This window comes from Maribacter sp. MAR_2009_72, from assembly GCF_007827235.1.
Lineage (GTDB): Bacteria > Bacteroidota > Bacteroidia > Flavobacteriales > Flavobacteriaceae > Maribacter > Maribacter sedimenticola.
On record NZ_VISB01000001.1, the window covers coordinates 1,654,016 to 1,673,865 of the forward strand.

22 protein-coding genes are annotated in these 19,850 nt (G+C 36.7%); 15 read left to right on the forward strand and 7 right to left on the reverse strand.

What is annotated here, in order from left to right; genetic code table 11:
* Nucleotides 1-8: 8 nt before the first annotated feature.
* The 4 genes from JM81_RS06820 to JM81_RS06835 are packed head-to-tail and all read left to right on the forward strand — an operon-like array spanning nucleotide 9 to nucleotide 2,330.
* Nucleotides 9-620, forward strand: coding sequence for an LUD domain-containing protein (locus tag JM81_RS06820; RefSeq protein ID WP_144801636.1), 612 nt, complete (start codon nucleotides 9-11; stop codon nucleotides 618-620).
* 1 nt (nucleotide 621) lies between these two features.
* Nucleotides 622-1,425 carry a phosphatidate cytidylyltransferase gene (locus JM81_RS06825; RefSeq protein WP_089263044.1) on the forward strand — a complete coding sequence of 268 codons (804 nt, stop codon included), beginning with the start codon at nucleotides 622-624 and terminating at the stop codon, nucleotides 1,423-1,425.
* Nucleotides 1,415-2,098, forward strand: coding sequence for a phosphatidylserine decarboxylase family protein (locus tag JM81_RS06830; protein WP_144801639.1), 684 nt, complete (start codon nucleotides 1,415-1,417; stop codon nucleotides 2,096-2,098). The genes JM81_RS06825 and JM81_RS06830 overlap by 11 nt, the downstream gene beginning before the upstream one ends.
* Nucleotides 2,073-2,330: an acyl-CoA-binding protein gene (locus tag JM81_RS06835; RefSeq protein ID WP_089263048.1), complete on the forward strand. Its 258-nt coding sequence runs from the start codon at nucleotides 2,073-2,075 to the stop codon at nucleotides 2,328-2,330. Before JM81_RS06830 ends, JM81_RS06835 begins: the two co-directional genes overlap by 26 nt.
* 15 nt (nucleotides 2,331-2,345) lie before the next feature.
* Here the strand turns inward: JM81_RS06835 and JM81_RS06840 are convergent, their stop codons facing one another.
* Both JM81_RS06840 and JM81_RS06845 read right to left on the reverse strand, forming a co-directional pair.
* The gene (locus tag JM81_RS06840; RefSeq protein WP_144801642.1) at nucleotides 2,346-3,035 is read right to left on the reverse strand and encodes a response regulator transcription factor; all 690 of its coding nucleotides are present in this window, start codon (nucleotides 3,033-3,035) and stop codon (nucleotides 2,346-2,348) included.
* Nucleotides 3,028-4,299, reverse strand: a complete 1,272-nt coding sequence (locus JM81_RS06845) for a sensor histidine kinase (RefSeq protein ID WP_144801644.1) — start codon at nucleotides 4,297-4,299, stop codon at nucleotides 3,028-3,030. The genes JM81_RS06840 and JM81_RS06845 overlap by 8 nt, the downstream gene beginning before the upstream one ends.
* 243 nt (nucleotides 4,300-4,542) lie before the next feature.
* Here JM81_RS06845 and JM81_RS06850 point away from each other — a divergent pair, with 243 nt between their 5' ends.
* Complete coding sequence (locus tag JM81_RS06850) at nucleotides 4,543-5,676, forward strand: transporter (protein ID WP_144801647.1); 1,134 nt, start codon at nucleotides 4,543-4,545, stop codon at nucleotides 5,674-5,676.
* Nucleotides 5,677-5,693: 17 nt separating this feature from the next.
* On the forward strand, nucleotides 5,694-6,152 hold the full coding sequence (locus JM81_RS06855; RefSeq protein WP_144801650.1) for a doxx family protein: 459 nt from the start codon (nucleotides 5,694-5,696) through the stop codon (nucleotides 6,150-6,152).
* Between the two features lie 19 nt (nucleotides 6,153-6,171).
* Here the strand turns inward: JM81_RS06855 and JM81_RS06860 are convergent, their stop codons facing one another.
* From JM81_RS06860 to JM81_RS06875, 4 genes are all read right to left on the reverse strand, one after another.
* On the reverse strand, nucleotides 6,172-6,936 hold the full coding sequence (locus JM81_RS06860; protein WP_144801653.1) for a creatininase family protein: 765 nt from the start codon (nucleotides 6,934-6,936) through the stop codon (nucleotides 6,172-6,174).
* A 149-nt stretch (nucleotides 6,937-7,085) separates the two neighbouring features.
* On the reverse strand, nucleotides 7,086-7,253 hold the full coding sequence (locus JM81_RS06865; protein ID WP_027067903.1) for a lmo0937 family membrane protein: 168 nt from the start codon (nucleotides 7,251-7,253) through the stop codon (nucleotides 7,086-7,088).
* Nucleotides 7,254-7,390: 137 nt separating this feature from the next.
* Nucleotides 7,391-8,275 carry a dienelactone hydrolase family protein gene (locus JM81_RS06870; protein ID WP_089263058.1) on the reverse strand — a complete coding sequence of 295 codons (885 nt, stop codon included), beginning with the start codon at nucleotides 8,273-8,275 and terminating at the stop codon, nucleotides 7,391-7,393.
* A gap of 126 nt (nucleotides 8,276-8,401) precedes the next feature.
* Nucleotides 8,402-11,032, reverse strand: a complete 2,631-nt coding sequence (locus JM81_RS06875) for a valine--tRNA ligase (RefSeq protein ID WP_144801656.1) — start codon at nucleotides 11,030-11,032, stop codon at nucleotides 8,402-8,404.
* Between the two features lie 194 nt (nucleotides 11,033-11,226).
* Between JM81_RS06875 and JM81_RS06880 the strand changes: the two genes are divergently transcribed.
* Entirely contained in the window at nucleotides 11,227-11,619 is a 393-nt protein-coding gene (locus JM81_RS06880; RefSeq protein ID WP_089263062.1) for a DUF1573 domain-containing protein, read from the forward strand.
* A 63-nt stretch (nucleotides 11,620-11,682) separates the two neighbouring features.
* Here JM81_RS06880 and JM81_RS06885 read toward each other — a convergent pair whose 3' ends face one another.
* Complete coding sequence (locus JM81_RS06885; RefSeq protein WP_144801659.1) at nucleotides 11,683-13,014, reverse strand: aspartyl protease family protein; 1,332 nt, start codon at nucleotides 13,012-13,014, stop codon at nucleotides 11,683-11,685.
* Nucleotides 13,015-13,162: 148 nt separating this feature from the next.
* On the opposite strand from JM81_RS06885, the gene JM81_RS06890 reads away from it, so the two are divergent.
* The 8 genes from JM81_RS06890 (at nucleotide 13,163) to gap (ending at nucleotide 19,848) form a co-directional block, all read left to right on the forward strand.
* Entirely contained in the window at nucleotides 13,163-14,353 is a 1,191-nt protein-coding gene (locus JM81_RS06890) for a pyridoxal phosphate-dependent aminotransferase (RefSeq protein WP_144801662.1), read from the forward strand.
* Nucleotides 14,353-15,369 carry a UDP-N-acetylmuramate dehydrogenase gene (murB, locus tag JM81_RS06895; protein ID WP_144801665.1) on the forward strand — a complete coding sequence of 339 codons (1,017 nt, stop codon included), beginning with the start codon at nucleotides 14,353-14,355 and terminating at the stop codon, nucleotides 15,367-15,369. Before JM81_RS06890 ends, murB begins: the two co-directional genes overlap by 1 nt.
* Nucleotides 15,370-15,574: 205 nt before the next feature.
* Entirely contained in the window at nucleotides 15,575-16,138 is a 564-nt protein-coding gene (locus tag JM81_RS06900; RefSeq protein WP_089263068.1) for an RNA polymerase sigma factor, read from the forward strand.
* Nucleotides 16,135-16,893 (forward strand): anti-sigma factor domain-containing protein, encoded by a 759-nt coding sequence (locus JM81_RS06905; protein ID WP_089263070.1) that lies wholly within the window; start codon nucleotides 16,135-16,137, stop codon nucleotides 16,891-16,893. Before JM81_RS06900 ends, JM81_RS06905 begins: the two co-directional genes overlap by 4 nt.
* A gap of 73 nt (nucleotides 16,894-16,966) precedes the next feature.
* Nucleotides 16,967-17,170, forward strand: a complete 204-nt coding sequence (locus JM81_RS06910; RefSeq protein WP_089263073.1) for a membrane or secreted protein — start codon at nucleotides 16,967-16,969, stop codon at nucleotides 17,168-17,170.
* A gap of 41 nt (nucleotides 17,171-17,211) precedes the next feature.
* Nucleotides 17,212-17,769 carry an RNA polymerase sigma factor gene (locus tag JM81_RS06915; RefSeq protein ID WP_144801668.1) on the forward strand — a complete coding sequence of 186 codons (558 nt, stop codon included), beginning with the start codon at nucleotides 17,212-17,214 and terminating at the stop codon, nucleotides 17,767-17,769.
* Nucleotides 17,770-17,876: 107 nt separating this feature from the next.
* Nucleotides 17,877-18,752, forward strand: coding sequence for a lipoyl synthase (lipA, locus tag JM81_RS06920; RefSeq protein ID WP_089263077.1), 876 nt, complete (start codon nucleotides 17,877-17,879; stop codon nucleotides 18,750-18,752).
* An 85-nt stretch (nucleotides 18,753-18,837) separates the two neighbouring features.
* The gene (gene gap / locus JM81_RS06925) at nucleotides 18,838-19,848 is read left to right on the forward strand and encodes a type I glyceraldehyde-3-phosphate dehydrogenase (RefSeq protein WP_144801671.1); all 1,011 of its coding nucleotides are present in this window, start codon (nucleotides 18,838-18,840) and stop codon (nucleotides 19,846-19,848) included.
* Nucleotides 19,849-19,850: the final 2 nt, after the last annotated feature.

Consider the following 19,850-nt stretch of genomic DNA (forward strand, 5'->3'; position numbering starts at 1 on the left):
CAGAATAAATGGGGATTTTAGATATGTTATTTGGTGGGGGTAAAAAGAAAGTTTCTAAAGAAACTGCTGAAACCCGTGGTGACCATATGCCAGACCTAAACATTCCCGTAGATGAGAAATTTACCATCCATTTTAAAAAAAATGGTGGTAAATTCATTTACTGTATCAATGATGCCGAAATTTCCAATGCCATACAGAATATTGTAATCGAGAACAATTGGGAAAACGAGCCTTTTTATATTTTAAATAAAAGACTTGCCGAAAAATTCTCAAAGGAATCTATTACCTACACAGATAATCCTAGGGATAGCGAGGTGTTTTTCACTACATGCGAACATCTAATCGCCCAAAATGGCAGCATTTTGGTATGCTCCAACCAGTTATTGGAAAAAAAGGTAAATGAACTTCCAAGTAACGTTGTGGTTTTTGCAACCACAAGTCAATTGGTAGAATCTATAGGCGAAGGTCTAAAAACGATCAAGAAAAAATACGGACAAAAAATACCGGCCAATATTACAACGTTAAAACACTTTAAGGCTACCGCAGAAAATTCAGATGATTTCCTAACCTATGGTAGTAGCACTAAAAATCTTTATCTTTTACTTCTGGAAGATTTATAGTATGAAGGAAATTTTACGAAGGTCATTAACAGGGGCGGTTTATATCATCCTATTGCTATCTGCAGTTTTTCTGAGTTCAGATGCTTTTGATTTTTTGTTCATGACCTTTGGCCTAGCATGTCTTTACGAATATAAAAAGCTGGTAGGATTAAAAGGCTATCATATTTTTGCTGCTTATTTGGCTCTTTGGTGGGCGTTTATTTATTTGGTGAAAGACCATCAAGTAATCAATATATTAATGGTAATTACCATTGCTGTTGATTTATACCTGCTCTATAATTTATTTTCCAAAAAGGAAATAAAGTATACCAAGTTTTTAAAATTCATAATTGGCCTGTTCTATATAGGAGGAGGTTGTATTTTTTTAACTATGATTCCTTACAAGAATGATGCTTTTGCAAAATTATTGATTATGGGAATTTTTATATTAATTTGGGTAAACGATTCCTTTGCCTATCTAGTAGGGAAAAGCATTGGCAGAACTAAATTGTTTCCCTCGGTTTCGCCTAAGAAAACGGTTGAAGGTACGCTGGGCGGACTAATTTTTGCACTTGCCGCAGCGTATTTGATCGCTACACAGGAACAGTTGATAAGTCCTATACAATGGATGATTATGGCTACGGTAATTGTTGTAGCGGGTAGTATAGGGGATTTAATAGAATCTAAATTTAAAAGAGCGGCAGGAGTTAAGGACAGTGGTGCAATTTTACCCGGTCATGGTGGAATGTTAGACCGTTTGGATAGTCTTGTATTTGCCGCACCTTTTGCCTATTTAACGTTAAATATTTTTAGTTATGTTTCATAGAGAGGGACAAAAAATTATATTGTTTTCTTTTTGCCTGGTTGGTATAAGTGTCATTTTAGCACACTATTTCATAGACATCTCATGGTTAAAACTTACCGTTCAGTTACTTGGATTGGTAGCCATGGTTGCTATTTTGCAGTTTTTTAGAAACCCAAAAAGACTTGCCATTAAAAACTTTGATGAAATCCTTTCTCCTGTAGATGGTAAGGTTGTAGTCATTGAAGAAGTTTTTGAAAAGGAATATTTTAAGGAAAAAAGAAGGCAGGTATCTATTTTTATGTCCCCCACCAATGTACATGTAACCCGTTACCCCGCAAGTGGCACCATATCTTTCTCCAAGTACCACCCAGGGAAATATCTAGTAGCCTGGCACCCAAAGGCCAGCGAGGAAAATGAACGTACGACAGTAGTAATTAAAACCCCTAAGTTTGGTGAAATCCTTTACCGCCAAATAGCAGGTGCCATGGCAAGGCGCATTGTAAATTATGCTGAAAAAGGAGAAAGTGTACAACAGGGAGACGATTCCGGTTTTATAAAATTTGGTTCTAGGGTAGACTTGTTCTTACCTTTAGATAGTCAAATTAATGTAAAATTGAATCAAAAAGTAAAAGGAGCGCAAACTTGCATTGCCACTTTTGTTGACCCAAATGAAAAAGAAGAAATCACTTATTGAGTTTGAAAAGGCCGTAGCCTATGTCAATAGTTTTACAGAGCCTATTCCTGCCGATGTTCTTCTAAAGCTATACGCCTACTACAAAATTGCAAATTCCAATTTTGACAACCCTGGCAGCAAAACCCCTTTAATCAATGCATTTAAGGCAAATGCACTTTTTCAGGCTAAAAATTTAAGTAAAAAGGAAGCCATGAAATCCTATATAGCCTTAGTGGAGAAAGAGTTGAAATAAGCCTAATATCATGGCTTATTCCCGCAATATAAACCCTTGGCCATGAATATTATCTATACTCAAACTATCATCCATCTCCAAATATTTACGTAATCGTGTAATAAATACGTTCAAGCTTTTCTTGTTAAAGTAGTCGTTTGCACCCCATAATTTTATCAAAATATCCTTATGACTGCACAATTTATTCTTTCTCAGCACCAAATAATGTAATAGTTCACTTTCTTTGGTGGTCAGGTGAAATGCTTCATTTTTAAACATCAATTCTTGATTGATTACATTAAATGTATACCTGCCAATCTTAAAAATGATGGCTTTTTCTCCAGCTGTGGTTTCTATGGACATCCTGGACAATAAATTTTCTATTCTAATGACCAGTTCTTCTTCATCAATAGGTTTTTTCAAATAATCTACCGCGCCTATATAAAAACCTTTTAATACGTCTACTTTAAGAGAACGTGCGGTCAAAAACAAAAAAGGTAGCTCTGGAAAACGCTCTTTAATTTGTTCGGCAAGGGTAAAGCCATCCATACCTGGCATTGTAATATCCAATATTGCCAAATCATATTTTACGGTTTCCAAATTTTTAAGTGCACTTTCCCCATTAGTAAACCAACTTATTTCAAAATTTTTCATCCTAAGGTATTCCGATAATAAATACCCCAGATCTGTACTGTCCTCTACTAAGATTATATTATGTTTATTCATTGCACAGGGGTATTAAAAGAGATATTTGGGTTCCCTTGCCAACCTCACTTTTCACTTCAACTTTTCCTTTATGTTTTTCCACAATATTCCTAACGTAACTTAATCCAAGTCCGTAACCTTTTACCATAGTGCGCTCATTGCCCATAACCCTATAATACTTTAAAAATATCTTTTTCTGATCACTTAAGGATATTCCTTGACCGTTATCCGCTATCTCAATGACCAACCAATTATCCTTTTTAAAAGCGTTGAGTTGAATGACCGGGCTTTCCGCATATTTCTTTGCATTGTCCAAGATATTGTTAATCGCATTTTCTAAATGAAAAACTTCAGTTCTCAATATAAATTCCCCTTCATGTATCTGATAGCTAAAGGTTGCCTTTTCAATGGTCACCAATGTGGCAAATTCTTTGCACAAATTGAGCAAATAAGGTCTAAAATCAACTTTCTCAAATTTTAAAACCTTCTTTTCGGACTCTAAACTACCTAGCTCCAAAACTTTGTCAATATGTACAGATAGTCTTTTTACCTGCTGCCTGATCATTTCTAAAATCGGTTTTTGATTTGACAGGGCGGTTTCATCCAAAATTTTAGTGGCCAAACCAATTGAGAATACAGGTGTTTTTAATTCATGGGTTAAATTATTAATAAATTCATTGGTCGTGGTAATTACACGCCGTTGCCAATAAAATGTTCGCAACACCCAGACTACTGCAATACAAATACCTAAAATGAATAGGATACTCGGTAAGGTAAAACCATTTAACTTGGATAAAAAATACCCGTTCAAGTTCCTAAAATGTAATTCTAGCACTAGTCTTTTTCCAAGAAGTTGAGATAAATATCCGGTAAGCTCAATAGGATAAGACTCCACATTGTCCTTAACTTTAAATTGTTTGGGCGATTGAAGATAAAATGTAGAATCCTTGGTGTGAAGGGTATAACTAAAGTCTGAATCAATCCCATTATTAACCAATTTTTCCGTGATATAATCATTTAAGAAAAAACTTGAGGCATCCTGTATACTATCTACGCTCATGGTAAAATATGCAGTATCCTTTTTAAGGGCACTGCCCAATAAAAAGGTGAGCTGGTTTTTGGATTGTAATCCTAAGGAAACATCACTACTTACTTTACCTAGATTAGTGTTAAACTGGAGTTTTGCCAGATTAAGACCAATCTTTAAATATTGGTATTGTATAATGGCCAATCCAAACAAGGAAATAAATAAAAGGGCTACATACAGGTTTCTCTTCTTCCACATAATCCTTAAAGAAACTCAATTAGTTCTTAATATTAAACAAACTTAAACTTTCATTAAGTGCATTAACTTTTCATTAATCTTTTTTGCACATTGGTTAACCCCAAAATTAGGTGATAGTATTAATTTGGCCGTGAGTTAATTAATTAAACTTAAGTCACTTAAGTTATTTCAAATCATATTATGGTCATCTTCTTAATTTTAGGAGTTGACCATTTTCTATCAACCGACCAAACCAACAAAATTATGAACCGCAAACAATTACCTTTATTGGTTATTTTTTTAATAACCGTATTAAATGTTAAGGCACAAGGCTGTGTTGCCATTCGCCACTTTTCCTCATGTGTAGGAAACAGCCTTGAAAACAACATTATAGGAAAAGGGGACTTTCAATTGGGTTTAAATTACAGATACTTTAAATCCTTTAGACATTTTAGGGGTACGGAGGAAGAACCGGATCGCGTAACGAATAATACAGAGGTGGTCAATTACTCCCATAGCACGGATTTCTTTTTAACTTATGGCATAAACAAAAAACTATATACCAGTATTACCATACCTACCGTCTTTAATTCAAGATCATCTTTATATGAGCATGGACGCAATGAAAGAAATACGACATTTTCAAGGGGACTTGGTGACATTCGTTTAGGTGTGGGCCTTTGGCTTTTGGACTTTGAAAAACATCCTGAAGGAAATATTGCAGTTGGTCTAGGCTTAAAACTACCTACCGGAAATTATAATGCTTCTGATATCTTTTACAATGTAGGTCCAAGTGGTGAGCCGCAGACCAGACCGGTTGACCAATCCATACAGCCTGGTGATGGCGGTCTAGGTTTTACCTTGGATGCGCAATTATACCAAAAATTATCCAATGGTATTTTTGGTTATGCCAGCGGTTTCTATCTTATTAATCCTAGGGAAACCAATGGTATAAGAACCTTTAGGGAAACTTTAAATCCTATTCTTGAAAATGAGGCTATAATGGCGGTACCTGATCAATATTCCATAAGGACGGGATTAAGTTTTACCCTATCCCCTACGCTTTCAAGTTCTTTGGGCGCGCGTTATGACTGCGTACCTGTAAAAGATTTAATTGGTGGCAATGATGGTTTTAGGCGACCCGGCAATGTATTATCAATTGACCCCGGACTAGCATTGAACCAAGGTAATTTTTCCTTTAACCTAAATGTTCCTTTTGCCGTACGAAGAGACCGCCCACAAAGCATTACCGATCTACAAACAGAACAAGCTACCGGTTCTCCAAGACACGGAGATGCCGCTTTTGCCGATTACGTGATAAATTTTGGAGTTACATATAGAGTGTACAATACTAAAGTTAAAATTGACCAAGAATTACTTGATGAATTCAAGAAATAACATGTTAGAGTAACGTTATGACCTATAAATTAAACGTACAGTATAATAACAGAATTTTACCATCGACCATTGGTATAGTCTATCTTTTTTTCGGTCTTCTTAAATTTTTTCCCAATACCAGCCCAGCAGAAGACCTTGTAGAGGAAACGATAACAAATCTAACATACAACTTAGTTCCTGATCAAATGGGCTTATTACTCCTGGCGAGTTTTGAAACTTTCATAGGAATAGCATTCCTAGCAAATCTTAGAAATAAATATATCATCTATTCAGCCATAGCACATATAGTAATGACATTTACACCGGTATTTATTTTACCTGAACTTCTTTTTGGTAAAAATGAATTCACTATCACTTTATTAAGCCAATACATATTTAAGAACATAATTATTTTAGGAGCACTTTTATCTTTGACAAAAGAATTTAAAGTGGATAAGAAAAAGGGTTATAACCGACCAATTATTAAGACCTATTAAATATGACGTTTTAATCATATCATTCATATAAGTCCGTAATATCCGCATCACAAATTGAACAAAACAGTTCATCCAATTTCGTACATACATCCTTAAAAAAACGTTCTCCTTTTTCTTTAGTGGCAAATTCCGGATTACCTATACCCGTATCATTACTAACCTTGGACCATTGTCTTTCTGCCCAAGCCCAGCCCTCATTAAAAGCCATGATCCTGAATTGCTTAGAAGCACCTTTTCCCCATTTTTCTTTGGAAAGCACTAAATCCGGCCTTAAATAAAGCATTAAACTGGTTTCCATTTCATCTGCATGATCTCCTTTTTCCTTAAAATATGCGGTCTTATCCAACATGGGCGGAAAGAAGCAAAAACTAATGAACATTTTGGGGAACAATAATCCAAGTTCTCTTACTATTGGCTTAAAATTATTACCACCGTGACCATTGAACAATAATAGTTTGTAAATACCCTGCCTGTTCAAAACTGTTACCAAATCCTTTAAAATGGCCAATTGCGTAGAAGGATTAAGATTCATATCCAGATAAATATCTGTTTGACCGGTATTTACACCATAGGGAATCGTAGGAAGTACAATTACTTTTTTTCCCTTATTCCAAGATTGGCCAGCGGCATATTCTACCATATGCTCAGCTTGATAATTATCCGTACCATAGGGTAAATGGTAATTATGGGCTTCCGTGGCACCCCAAGGTAAAACAGCAAGCTCAAATTGTTCATCCTTTAAATGGTCCCAATTTGTCTCGGCAAGCACATATGGTCGTATCATACTATTAAAGATAATAAAAGATTATCTGTTTCTAGAAGTGATAACCTAGACCTAAATTTAAATTAAATATGTTTTAAGAAACTATCCCAATGAGACATAAAAAAACCCTTGAAAAAATCAAGGGTTCATTTATATTAGAAAGTAAATATTTACAATACTTTTTTACCTGAAATGATATTGTATAGGATTACAATAACCGCAATTACCAATAAAATATGTACTAAACTACCTGTGGCCAATCCAGGAACAATTCCTAACATTCCCAATAACCATATAATTATACATATCACTGCTACTAACCATAATAAACTTCTCATAATGTGTGTTTTTAGATTGTTATAGGTCAAAAATAGATTTAATGTTAAAAACACCTTAACTCAAATAAAAGCATTACTGACTCAAAATTTTAAATTTTACTGTAATTTAATGAGCAAACGTATTCACAGCCAATATCTTACAAAAGGTTTTCCTTGAAAAAATCTATTGTCCTACCCCACGCCAATTCTGCGGCTTCTTTATCATACCTAGGTGTTGAGGTGTTATGAAAACCATGGTTTACATCAGGATAGAAGAAGACTTTATATTTTTTATCATGTTCCTTAAGAGCTTCCTCATAGGCAGGCCATCCGGCATTAACGCGTTCATCCAATCCTGCATATTGCAACATTAAAGGGGCATTGATTTTTGCTATCCCATCTGTTGGCTGGCCACCATAAAATGGTACGGCAGCAGCCAATTGTGGTACCCTTACCGCCATCATATTGGAAATCCACCCTCCAAAACAAAAGCCTACAACACCTATTTTTCCCGTGCAATGCTCGTTTGCTTTTAGATAGTCAAATGCTGCAATAAAATCCTCTAGCATTTTATCCCTGTCCCTGGTTCGTTGCATTTCCCTACCCTTATCATCATTGCCCGGATAACCACCCAATGGACTCAAGGCATCTGGAGCAATGGTTATAAAGCCTGCCAATGCAGCACGTCTGGCCGTATCCTCCACATACGGATTTAATCCCCTGTTTTCATGGACCACGACAATACCAGGTAATTTACCGGTGGCCGATTTTGGTTTGGACAACAATGCCTTAATTTCACCTCCGCCCTTTGGTGAATTGTAGGTGATAAAACTTGAATCCAAGTCTGGATTATCCTTATCTACCAAAAAAGTATCTTCATAATTGGGCATTAAGAAACTCATTAAAGAAGGTACGGTTAACCCGCCAACGGCATAGACGGACAATCTTTGAACAAAATCTCGCCGTTCCAATTTGTTATGGGCATAAGCATCGTACAAATCAAATACCTCTTGTTTTATATCCTCTTTTCGTAATGGTTTCATGTTCCCGTATTTTAAGTGTCTCTTAAAAATACAAAAAGAGGTTGGGAACATGATATATTTTAACAATAGAAAAAGCCTCATTACCAATTACTTGACAATGAGGCCTACAACTTTTAAAAATTGCCACTAGCTTAAACTAGCCAAACTTTTTTCAAGCGTTTCTATCTTGGCTTCTGCATCTGCCAGCTTTTGCCGCTCTATTGCAATTACTTTTTCTGGCGCATTGTTTACAAATCGTTCATTGGAAAGTTTCTTTTGAACGGATTGCAAAAAACCTTTTGTATAAGTGAGCTCTTCATTTATTTTTTTGATTTCCGCCTCAATATCAATTGCCCCCTCCATAGGTACAAAATATTCATTACTCTTAACACGGAACGTTAGTGCGCCTTCCAATTGCTCGTCTAGATAATCTATTGACGACACATTGGTAAGTTTTGCAATTACAACATCCCAACGTTTACCGGCCCCTTCTGTATTTAATACGGAAAGTTCCAACGATTCTTTCATAGGGATATTTTTGTTCTTCCTAATGGTACGAATACCCGCAATAACTTCCGCAGTAAAATCAAACTCCTCTATCAATTGTTCATCAATAGTACCTGCCGTTGGCCATTTGGCAATTACCAACGCCTCATCTGCATTTCTCTCCTTTATATGCTGCCAAACTTCCTCTGTCAAAAATGGCATAAAAGGGTGCAAGAGTTTTAAGTTCTGCTCAAATAGATGGATTACCCTATCAAAACTAGTACGGTCTATGGGCTGTTGATAAGCCGGTTTTATAATTTCAAGCAAAGATGAGCTATAATCGTCCCATACCAATTTGTACACGGACATCAACGCATCTGAAATACGGAACTTACTAAAGTGGTCCTCAATCTCCAACAAAGTCTTGTTCAATTTGGATTCATACCAATCCAATCCAATTTTGGACGCTTCGGGTTGTGGAATATCCGCAATTTCCCAACCTTTTAACAAGCGAAAGCCATTCCATATTTTATTGGCAAAATTCTTTCCTTGTTGGCATAAGTCCTCATCGAACATTAAATCGTTTCCTGCAGCGGAACTTAACAATAATCCTACCCTAACCCCATCTGCACCGTAATCATCTATAAGTTTTAGGGCATCGGGCGAGTTACCAAGGGATTTGGACATTTTGCGACGTTGCTTATCGCGAACCAATCCCGTAAAATAAACATTCTCAAAAGGTCTTTTTCCTCTAAACTCATATCCTGCAACGATCATTCTTGCTACCCAAAAGAATAGAATATCCGGACCTGTAACCAAGTCGTTCGTTGGATAATAATAATTGACTTCCTCATTATCCGGATCCATAATGCCCCCAAATACACTCATAGGCCATAACCAAGACGAGAACCATGTATCTAGCACATCGGAATCTTGCCTTAGATCAGTCTTCTCCAGACTTGAATTTCCAGATTTTTCCCTGGCTAGTTTTAAAGCGTCTTCCAAATTTGCCGCAACAACAAAATCTTCTTGACCATCACCAAAATAATAAGCCGGAATTTGTTGTCCCCACCATAACTGCCTGGAAATATTCCAGTCCCTAACATTTTCCATCCAATGACGGTATGTGTTCTCAAACTTCTTAGGATACAATTTAACGTCTCCACTTTCCATGACCGCATCTAGGGCCGGTTTTGCCAAGTCTTCCATTTTCAAGAACCATTGATCTGACAATTTAGGCTCTATTACGGCTTTGGTTCTCTCAGAAGTACCTACTTTGTTAATGTGGGTTTCGGTCTTTACCAAATATCCCCTTTCCTTTAATTCCTTTGAAATTTCCTTTCTTACGACAAAACGATCTTTACCCTCATAATGCAGTCCAAAACTATTTAGGCTGGCATCATCGTTAAAAATATCAATAGTCTCCAAACTATGCTTCTCACCTAAGGCTTTGTCATTTATGTCATGTGCAGGAGTCACTTTTAAACAGCCTGTACCAAATTCCATATCAACATACTCATCCTCTATAATTGGAATTACCCTATTACATATAGGTACTATGACCTTTTTACCCTTTAAATGTGTAAAACGATTATCGTTAGGGTTTATACAAATGGCGGTATCCCCTAAGATTGTTTCCGGCCTTGTGGTAGCTATGGTCACTTTCTCATCTGACCCCTCAATATCATATGCCAAATAGTACAAAAGACCCTGCTTTTCTTCATAGATTACCTCTTCATCTGACAAAGTTGTCTTGGCCTCTGGATCCCAATTGACCATTCTATATCCACGGTATATTAATCCTTTATTATAAAGGTCGATAAAAACCTTGATCACACTATCATAACGTTCTTGATCCATGGTAAAAGCAGTACGGTCCCAGTCACAGGAGCATCCTAGCTTTTTTAACTGTTCCAGAATTATACCACCATATTGATGTGTCCAATCCCATGCATGTTTTAAAAACTCATCTCTGGTAAGTTCATTTTTATTGATTCCCTGTTCCTTTAATTTGGCTACAACCTTAGCCTCCGTTGCTATTGATGCATGATCGGTTCCAGGTACCCAACAGGCATTTTTGCCCAATAAACGGGCTCTACGTATCAATACATCTTGTAAGGTATTGTTAAGCATATGCCCCATATGCAGTATACCTGTAACATTTGGCGGAGGAATAACAATACTGTAGGGCTCCCTATCATCAGGAACGGAATGAAAATAACCGTTTTTCATCCAATACGCATACCAATGGCTTTCTGTGGACTTTGGGTTATATTTTGATGGAATTTCCATAATTGGAACAGTTTTTGAATAATAATTAAATGGGTTATTTAAAAATAAAGCCGAATTGACATTCTAACGGTCATTTCAGCTGAATTTTACCTAAATATAAATACGAAACAAAAATAAGTAACGTTAGAGTATAACAAAAGGATTTTGAGGTTGATCTGAAAAGATTTAATTTTGAAGTCCACCCAAAATTAATTATGATGAAAAAAATAGTACTTGTATTATTTGTTGGCCTGCTAGGTTTAAGTGTAACGGCACAGGATACCGCAGCCAAAATAGAGTTTAAAACAGAGACCGTAGATTATGGTGAAATCACTAAGGGATCTGATGGAATAAGAGTTTTTGAATTTACAAATACCGGTAATGCACCGTTAATCATCAGTAAAGTAAGTTCTAGCTGTGGATGTACTATTCCTAAAAAACCTGAAGATCCAATTTTACCGGGCAAGACTGGTGAAATTCAGGTAAAATATGATACGAACAGAGTTGGCCCTATCAGAAAGGCCATTACTGTTATTTCCAATGCCGATACTCCAACAAAGGTTTTGAAAATCAAAGGAGAAGTAAAAGCTGCAGACGGAACAAAATAAATAGATTGTACAAATTTAGAAGTTAGGCCCAACACAAGTGTTGGGCCTTTTTTTATCCATAAATTAGTCGAACAAAGGTTTAAGTACAAAGCTAAAAAGTAAATCATTATTGTAACGTTCCACCAATACCTTTACTTTTTTATGTTTTTTTTCATTTAACATGGTCATTATTTCTTGAAGTTTATAGCGGTAAATTCGTTTACCGTTAACCGCCAAAATGACATCTCCTTCCTGCAGCCCTGCGGAATGTGCTGGACTCCCTTGCCGTATTCCTGACACGATTATCTCAGGGACTAAGCTAAGCCTAGTAGCACCCTGTAAAATTATTTGAACATCGCCATACGTTCTTTCATTATTATGAACTACCCCATTACGATCGGCAATACGTTCCGCCACATAACGTACCCCGGCGTGTTCCAAATTTATTCCACTAATATTATAAGTAAACATTTTATTAAAATTGGCATTCTTTCTAAGGACCAACTTACGGTTACCATAATCAAATACCATATTGAACCGTTTTAGGACCTCACCCCCCAAACTGCCATTTCTACCTCCAAAATCCATAATACTATTAAAGGTTTCCATATCTGGAAAAGCCGCTTTGGCATCCTTTAAAACAAAATCCGAAATCTTTAAACGGTGAATTTTTGTACGTTTTCCATAAATATTTCCCGCAAGCCCCTTTCCTAAAAAATCCTCATAATACTTATGGGGAATTTTCAATTGGTCATCCTCAAACAACCAAACGGCATCACTGCTGCCCGTATCCAACAAAAGCTTCACAGGTACATCCTTATCATCCTTTACCAAGACGCTAGCGTTCAAATAAGCCTTTTTACGTATTACCGATAGGTCTAAAACCCTAGAATTTTTTGCCGTTCTATGGGTGTAGCTGTCCGGATCGTAAAACTTAATCGATTTGTTCATGTAGTTTATATCGACCACAAAATCCCTAAACAAATCATAGCCAATGATACCATGAATAGGCACCCCCAAATTGGGAGAGAAATTAATTCCGGCATCCATGACAACAAAAATATTCTGCATTAAGTTTTGCACATTACCCAATTTAACCTTGTTTCCAGTAGATTTTAAAGCGTTAATGGGATCACCCTCACCAAGCCCGTTAATAGTTATTTCCGTAACATTATTCAGTTGAATGGAATCTTGATCGGATAAATTGAAGAGTATTGGTGTACCCACCCCAGAATCCAAGACAAATGATAGTTCTGTCCCATTTACTTCTACCGGTATCACCATTAAGTTATTGATAAGTTCAAACTTGACTTTATGAAATTTTTTGCCGTTGGTCAATTGATATTTTTGGGAAAAACATGCCAAGGAAAAAGATAGCACCAACAAGGAAACCAAAAACTTTTTTACGTGTAACATAATCGTTTTGAATTGGTTAACCTCTTCAAGATACATATTTTTTAGGAGCAATACTTTATTTTAACACCAGAATCGTACGTCAAATAAAACCCAATTAAATTGTAAGAACCATAATCATTTATCACTTTTGTGTAAAATAAATTTGAACATGCCATCAGTTTCCAATAAAGGGCTACAAATGCCACAATCCCCTATACGTAAACTTGTTCCTTTTGCCGAAAATGCAAAAAAGAACGGAGTTAAGGTTATACACCTTAATATAGGACAGCCAGATATTAAAACACCTCAACAGGCGTTGGATGCGGTAAAAAATAATGACATAGCCGTTTTGGAATACAGCCGTACGGAAGGCTCGGAGACCTTTAGGACCAAAATAGCCCATTACTATAGTAAGAACAACATTCCTGTTGACCCATCTGACATAATAGTAACTACCGGCGGATCAGAAGCTTTGTCATTCACCATGAACTCCATAGCGGATACAGATGACGAAATTATTATACCGGAACCCTTTTATGCCAATTATAACGGATTTGCTACTGCCTGTGGGGTAAAAGTTGTACCAGTGGTATCTAAACTGGAGGATAATTTTGCCCTACCCCCTATTGAAGAATTTGAAAAATTGATTACTTCCAGAACCAGGGCCATTTTAATATGCAACCCGGGCAACCCAACAGGTTATTTATACAGTAAGGAAGAAATTCAAAAACTGGCGAAATTGGTTAAAAAGCATAATATTTTTCTTGTTGCCGATGAAGTATATAGGGAGTTCACCTATGACAATAGAACGCACACTTCTATCTTAAAAGAAGAGGGAATAGACGACCATGCCATTATCATTGATTCCGTTTCCAAACGCTATAGTATGTGCGGGGCCAGAATTGGTTTTTTGGTGTCCAAGAACAAAGAATTCATAGCAACGGCATTAAAATTTGCCCAAGCTAGGCTCTCACCGCCCACCTATGCACAAATAGCCAGTGAGGCCGCTATGGACACACCCGATACGTATTTTGAAGAAGTAAAGACCGAGTATGTGGCCAGACGAAATTTACTTATTGCCGAGTTGCAAAAAATTGAGGGTATAAAAATTGCCAAACCGCAAGGCGCATTCTATTGTATTGCCGAACTGCCCATAAAAGATGCCGATCATTTTGCCCAATGGCTTTTAGAAGACTTTAGGGTAGATAATGAAACCGTTATGGTGGCCCCGGCCGCAGGATTCTATGCAACGGAAGGGCTGGGAACCAACCAAATAAGGATTGCATATGTTTTGGATAAGGAAAGTTTAAAAAGAGCGGTACATATTCTTGCCGAAGCCCTAAAAATTTATAAAGGTTAATGACCGTACTCGAAAATTTTTCACTTAAGGACTACAACACATTTGGTATAGCGGCCCGTGCCAAATACTTTGTTGAAATAAATTCCGTAAGCGCATTGCAAGAAATATTAAGCAATGACTGCTATCCAAGAAAAATATGTATTGGTGGCGGCAGTAATATGTTGCTTACAGGGGATATTGATGCCTTGTTTATCTACATAAATATCAAAGGCAAGGAAATCATTAGTGAAAACCAAGAACAAGTAAGCGTCAAAGTAATGGCCGGGGAAAATTGGCATGAGTTGGTATTATGGACACTGGATAATGATTTTGGCGGTATTGAAAATATGTCCCTTATACCTGGAAATACAGGAACTGCCCCCATACAGAATATTGGTGCTTATGGTGTTGAACTTAAGGATACTTTTCTAGAATGTGAAGCTGTCCGCATTTCTGACCAAAAACTGATTACGTTTTCCAAGGAAGACTGTGCTTTTGGATACCGTGATTCTTTATTCAAAAATAAAGGGAAAGATAAATTCGTTATTACATCGGTTACTTTTTCATTTACAAAAAAGCATCATATCATCAAGACCGGTTATGGGGCCATTGAGGAAGAATTATCCAAAAATTCGATTGTCAATCCAACCATTAGAGATGTTTCTAATGCGGTCATAGCAATACGTCAAAGTAAATTACCTGACCCAAAGGAACTAGGGAACAGTGGCAGTTTTTTTAAAAATCCAATAATTTCCAAAAAAGCGTTCAATATTTTTATTGAAGCTCAACCAAATGCGCCATATTATAAAGTTTCCGAAGATTATTTTAAAATTCCTGCCGGATGGCTAATAGAGCAATGCGGGTATAAAGGCAAACGCATTGGCGATGCCGGCGTACACACAAAACAGGCACTGGTTCTTGTAAATTATGGAAATGCTACCGGAGAGGATATTTTAGGCCTAGCGGACCAAATCATTAACGAGGTTATGCGTCGCTTTGGCATAAAAATCGGTCCTGAGGTAAATATCATAAAATAACCCCCGTAAAAGTTTACAGGGGTTATTACCAAACCAAACTAACCAAAAACAAAGTGGTAGTTACCAGCTAACCACTTATTAGATATATATTTTCATATAACGCTTCGTTAACAATCAATTTTATAATTTAGCGTTTATGCATATACGGTCTAACCGGGCAGTTTGGATGTTCATTTTAAAAAAAACTTGTGCATCTTTATAAATTATGAGCACGTTATTAGAAAATCATATTGTAGAGCTGTTACAGGAGCGAAATGAAAAAGCCATTTCCCTCTTGTACGATAACTATGCAGACACCTTGCTGGGTGTAGCCAACAAAGTGGTCAGAGACCCTGAACTGGCACAGGACGTGGTTCAAGAATCTTTCGTTAAAATCTGGAAAAAAGCAGATTCCTACGACCCTAAAAAAGCCAAACTATTTACTTGGCTTTTTAGAATTACCCGCAATACCGCAATAGACAAATTAAGAAGTGTCAATACAAAAACAGATAAGGAAATCCAAATAGACGTTTCTGACGTATATACGTTAGGCATAGAAAGTACAAGGCCAGAATTAATGGATGTAAAAGAACATCTAGGAAAAATTGAAGATAAGTATCAAATTGTTCTAGAAGCTCTTTTTTTCCAAGGTATGACCCAACAAGAAGCAAGCGAAGAATTGGACATTCCTTTAGGAACCATTAAATCAAGGTTGAAAATAGGTTTACGTGAATTAAGTAAAATCTATGGTCCTTCACTAGTCACATTGTTATTAAACTTCGTATTATGAAAGACAAAATAAAAAAATTTCTAGACTCTGATCTTTTAGAGCAGTACCTATTGGGTACCACTACAGAACTGGAATCCTTACAGGTAGAGCGTTATATCGCCATGTACCCGGAGGTACGTGATACGTACAACGAGCTACAGGAAAACCTGGAACTCTTTGCCAAGCAATATGCCATAGAAGCTCCACAGGGACTTAAGGATAAAATCCATTCCAGAATCAAATCTGAGCGCGTTGGCAGGAAAAAATTCTTCAATTATGCCATAGCTGCTAGCATAGCCGCTATAATGTTTGCCGGGATATCAACTTTTTTCTGGAGCCAGAACCAAGGATTACAGGAAGAAAATAGTGTGGTAAGCAATAAGATAAAGTTGCTGGAAGAAAACATGAAGGAACAGTTAGAGGATGTTCGTAATCAATTTATAGTGTTGAACAACCCGCAGACCAAAAAATATAATGTAAAAGGAAACCAAAAAGCAAAAGAGCTGAAAGCGGTTGCCTATATCAACCCTGTTAAAAAGTTATCTTACATTAACGTAAGTAAGTTACCTAACATACCAGAGAGCCAATGTTTTCAAATGTGGGCAGAGGTAAATGGTAAAATGATCAATCTAGGGGTAATAGAAGAAGCGGGCGATCAACAAAAATTAATGGCCTTACCTTATGCGGACAACGCAGTAGGTTATATAACCATTGAACAAAAAGGTGGTAACCATACCCCTAATGTGGATAATATAGTAGCCAATATAGCGTACTAGACTTTTACATATAAAGTATTCTTAAAGCCCCAATTTTGGGGCTTTATTTTTTATCTTTGCATAAAATAGGCATATGAAACTAATATTTTTGACCATTGGATTGTTAGCACTGGCGTTTGCCGGTATCGCCATAAAAATTTGGGCGAAAAAAAATGGTGAATTTGCAGGTACTTGCGCAAGCCAAAGCCCTTATTTAAATCAAGACGGACAAGCCTGTGGCATGTGCGGTAAGTTACCTAGCGAGCAGGATTGTAGAAAAGAAACAATTTCGGAATAAGGTAATTTAATTTGTAAATTGAGTTCCCACAATACTTTTATTTGAATAACGCAGACGATTTAGAAACAACGATACTTAAGGCCAAAGAAGGCAACCAGATTGCTTTTAGCCGTTTGTTGGATATGTTTTGGAACGATGTCTATGGTTTTCAATTAAAACGTACCGAGAACGAAAACGATTCTGAGGATATTACCATACAGACCTTTTCCAAGGCATTTGACAAAATACATACCTATAATGATAAATATGTTTTTAAAACATGGCTTATTGCCATATCCAAAAACATTCATATAGACCTGGTCCGTAAACGCAAAAAAAGTTTGTTGGATTCAAGAAGTAATTCTGAAGCTATTACCACCGTATTGGATGTTGCACCTACCATGGAAGACCAATTGATCCAAGAACAGAATCTGGCCGATTTGTTGCACGATATCAAAAAATTAAAGCCACATTATCAAGAAGTCATTAATTTAAGATATTTTCAAGAGCTTAGCTATGCAGATATTGCAACTGCCCTGAACGAACCCATGAACAATGTAAAGGTAAAATTGTTGCGGGCAAAAAAATTACTTTTGGAAATAATCAAAAATCGCAAATAACCGGTTATAAAGGCACATTGATATAACGATTTTTCCTAAAAAATTATCGCCCATTGTCTTCTTTAACGAGACTTTTTTAGTTCGTATATTTGTATTAAAATTATAGCATGTCCACAGTCTTAAAAGAAAACGTTGCCCCACCTAAAGGCAAACCAAAATGGTTAAGGGTTAAATTACCTACCGGTAAAAAATACACGCAATTACGTGGCTTGGTAGACAAATATGACCTGCACACCATTTGCACAAGTGGTAGCTGCCCAAATATGGGCGAGTGTTGGGGAGAAGGAACCGCTACATTTATGATATTGGGCAATGTTTGCACCAGGTCTTGTGGATTTTGCGGTGTAAAAACTGGAAGACCAGAGCAAGTAGATTGGGCAGAACCTGAGAAAGTTGCACGTTCCATTAAGATAATGGGAATTAAACATGCGGTGATTACTTCAGTGGACAGAGATGACCTTAAGGATATGGGATCCATTATTTGGGCCGAAACCGTGCAGGCCATTAGAAGAATGAATCCACAAACTACGTTAGAAACTTTAATACCTGATTTTCAAGGAATTGAAAAGCACTTGGATAGAATTGTAGCCGTTTCTCCAGAAGTTGTTTCGCATAATATGGAAACCGTTAAAAGACTAACGCGTGAAGTGCGTATACAAGCTAAGTATGAGCGTAGTCTAGAAGTCCTAAATTACTTAAAAAAAGAAGGTATCAATAGAACCAAGTCCGGGATTATGTTGGGCCTAGGAGAACATGAGGATGAAGTAATCACTACGTTGGCAGACTTGCGTAAGGCAAATGTTGATGTAGTTACCATAGGGCAATATCTACAACCATCAAAAAAACATCTTCCTGTAAAGGAATTTATAACTCCGGAGCAATTTAAAAAATACGAGGAAATTGGTCTTGAAATGGGTTTTAGACATGTAGAAAGCGGTGCTTTGGTAAGGTCTTCTTACAAAGCCCATAAGCATATACTATAATTTTACAAGTTCCATTGATAACACTTCATGAACAAGCAAGTTCATGGAATAACGATCATAGGCATAATTTACCCTCATTTAACCAATGCAAAAAATAAATATTGGCATTAATGGTTTTGGTAGAATCGGCAGAACCCTATTTAGGCTTTTATTGCAACATGAACACTTAAATGTTGTAGCTATCAATGATTTGGCAGATGCCAGGACTTTAGCACATTTACTTAAATACGATAGTATACATGGACCATTGCATCAAGAAATTGATTACACGGACCAGCACATTATTGTAGATAAACAGGCCATAGCTTTGACCAACCATGACCATCCTTCCAAAATAGATTGGTCTACTAATCATGTTGATTTGGTGGTAGAATGTACAGGCAAGTTTAAGGAAAAGGAAATTTTGGCACATCATATTAAAAATGGGGCCAAAAAAGTAATTCTATCCGTACCACCAATAGAGGATGACATAAAAATGATCGTTTTTGGAATAAATGAGAATACATTGTCCGCCTCTGATGACATTGTCTCTAATGCCTCATGTACGACAAACAATGCGGCTCCAATGATCAAGGTTGTCAATGACCTTTGCGGAATAGAACAGGCGTATATTACCACTATACATTCTTACACTACGGACCAAAGTCTGCATGACCAGCCCCATAGGGATTTAAGAAGGGCACGTGCCGCCGCACAATCTATTGTACCTACCACCACCGGGGCGGCAAAAGCATTGACCAGAATCTTTCCCCAATTGGCAGATGTTGTAGGTGGTTGCGGTATTAGGGTACCCGTTCCCAATGGTTCTCTTACTGATATTACCCTAAATGTAAAAAGGAACACTTCTATTGAAGAAATAAACAATACATTTGAGAAAGCGGCACAAACGGAGTTTAAAAACATTCTCTGCTTTACAAAAGACCCTATAGTTTCTATAGACATAAACAATAGTTGTTACTCTTGTACGTTTGATTCTTTAATGACTTCGGTTATCGGTAAAATGGTCAAGATTATTGGCTGGTATGATAATGAAACCGGATATAGTAGTAGAATTATAGATTTAATTAATTTTATGAACGGTAAAAAGTATATTTGAAA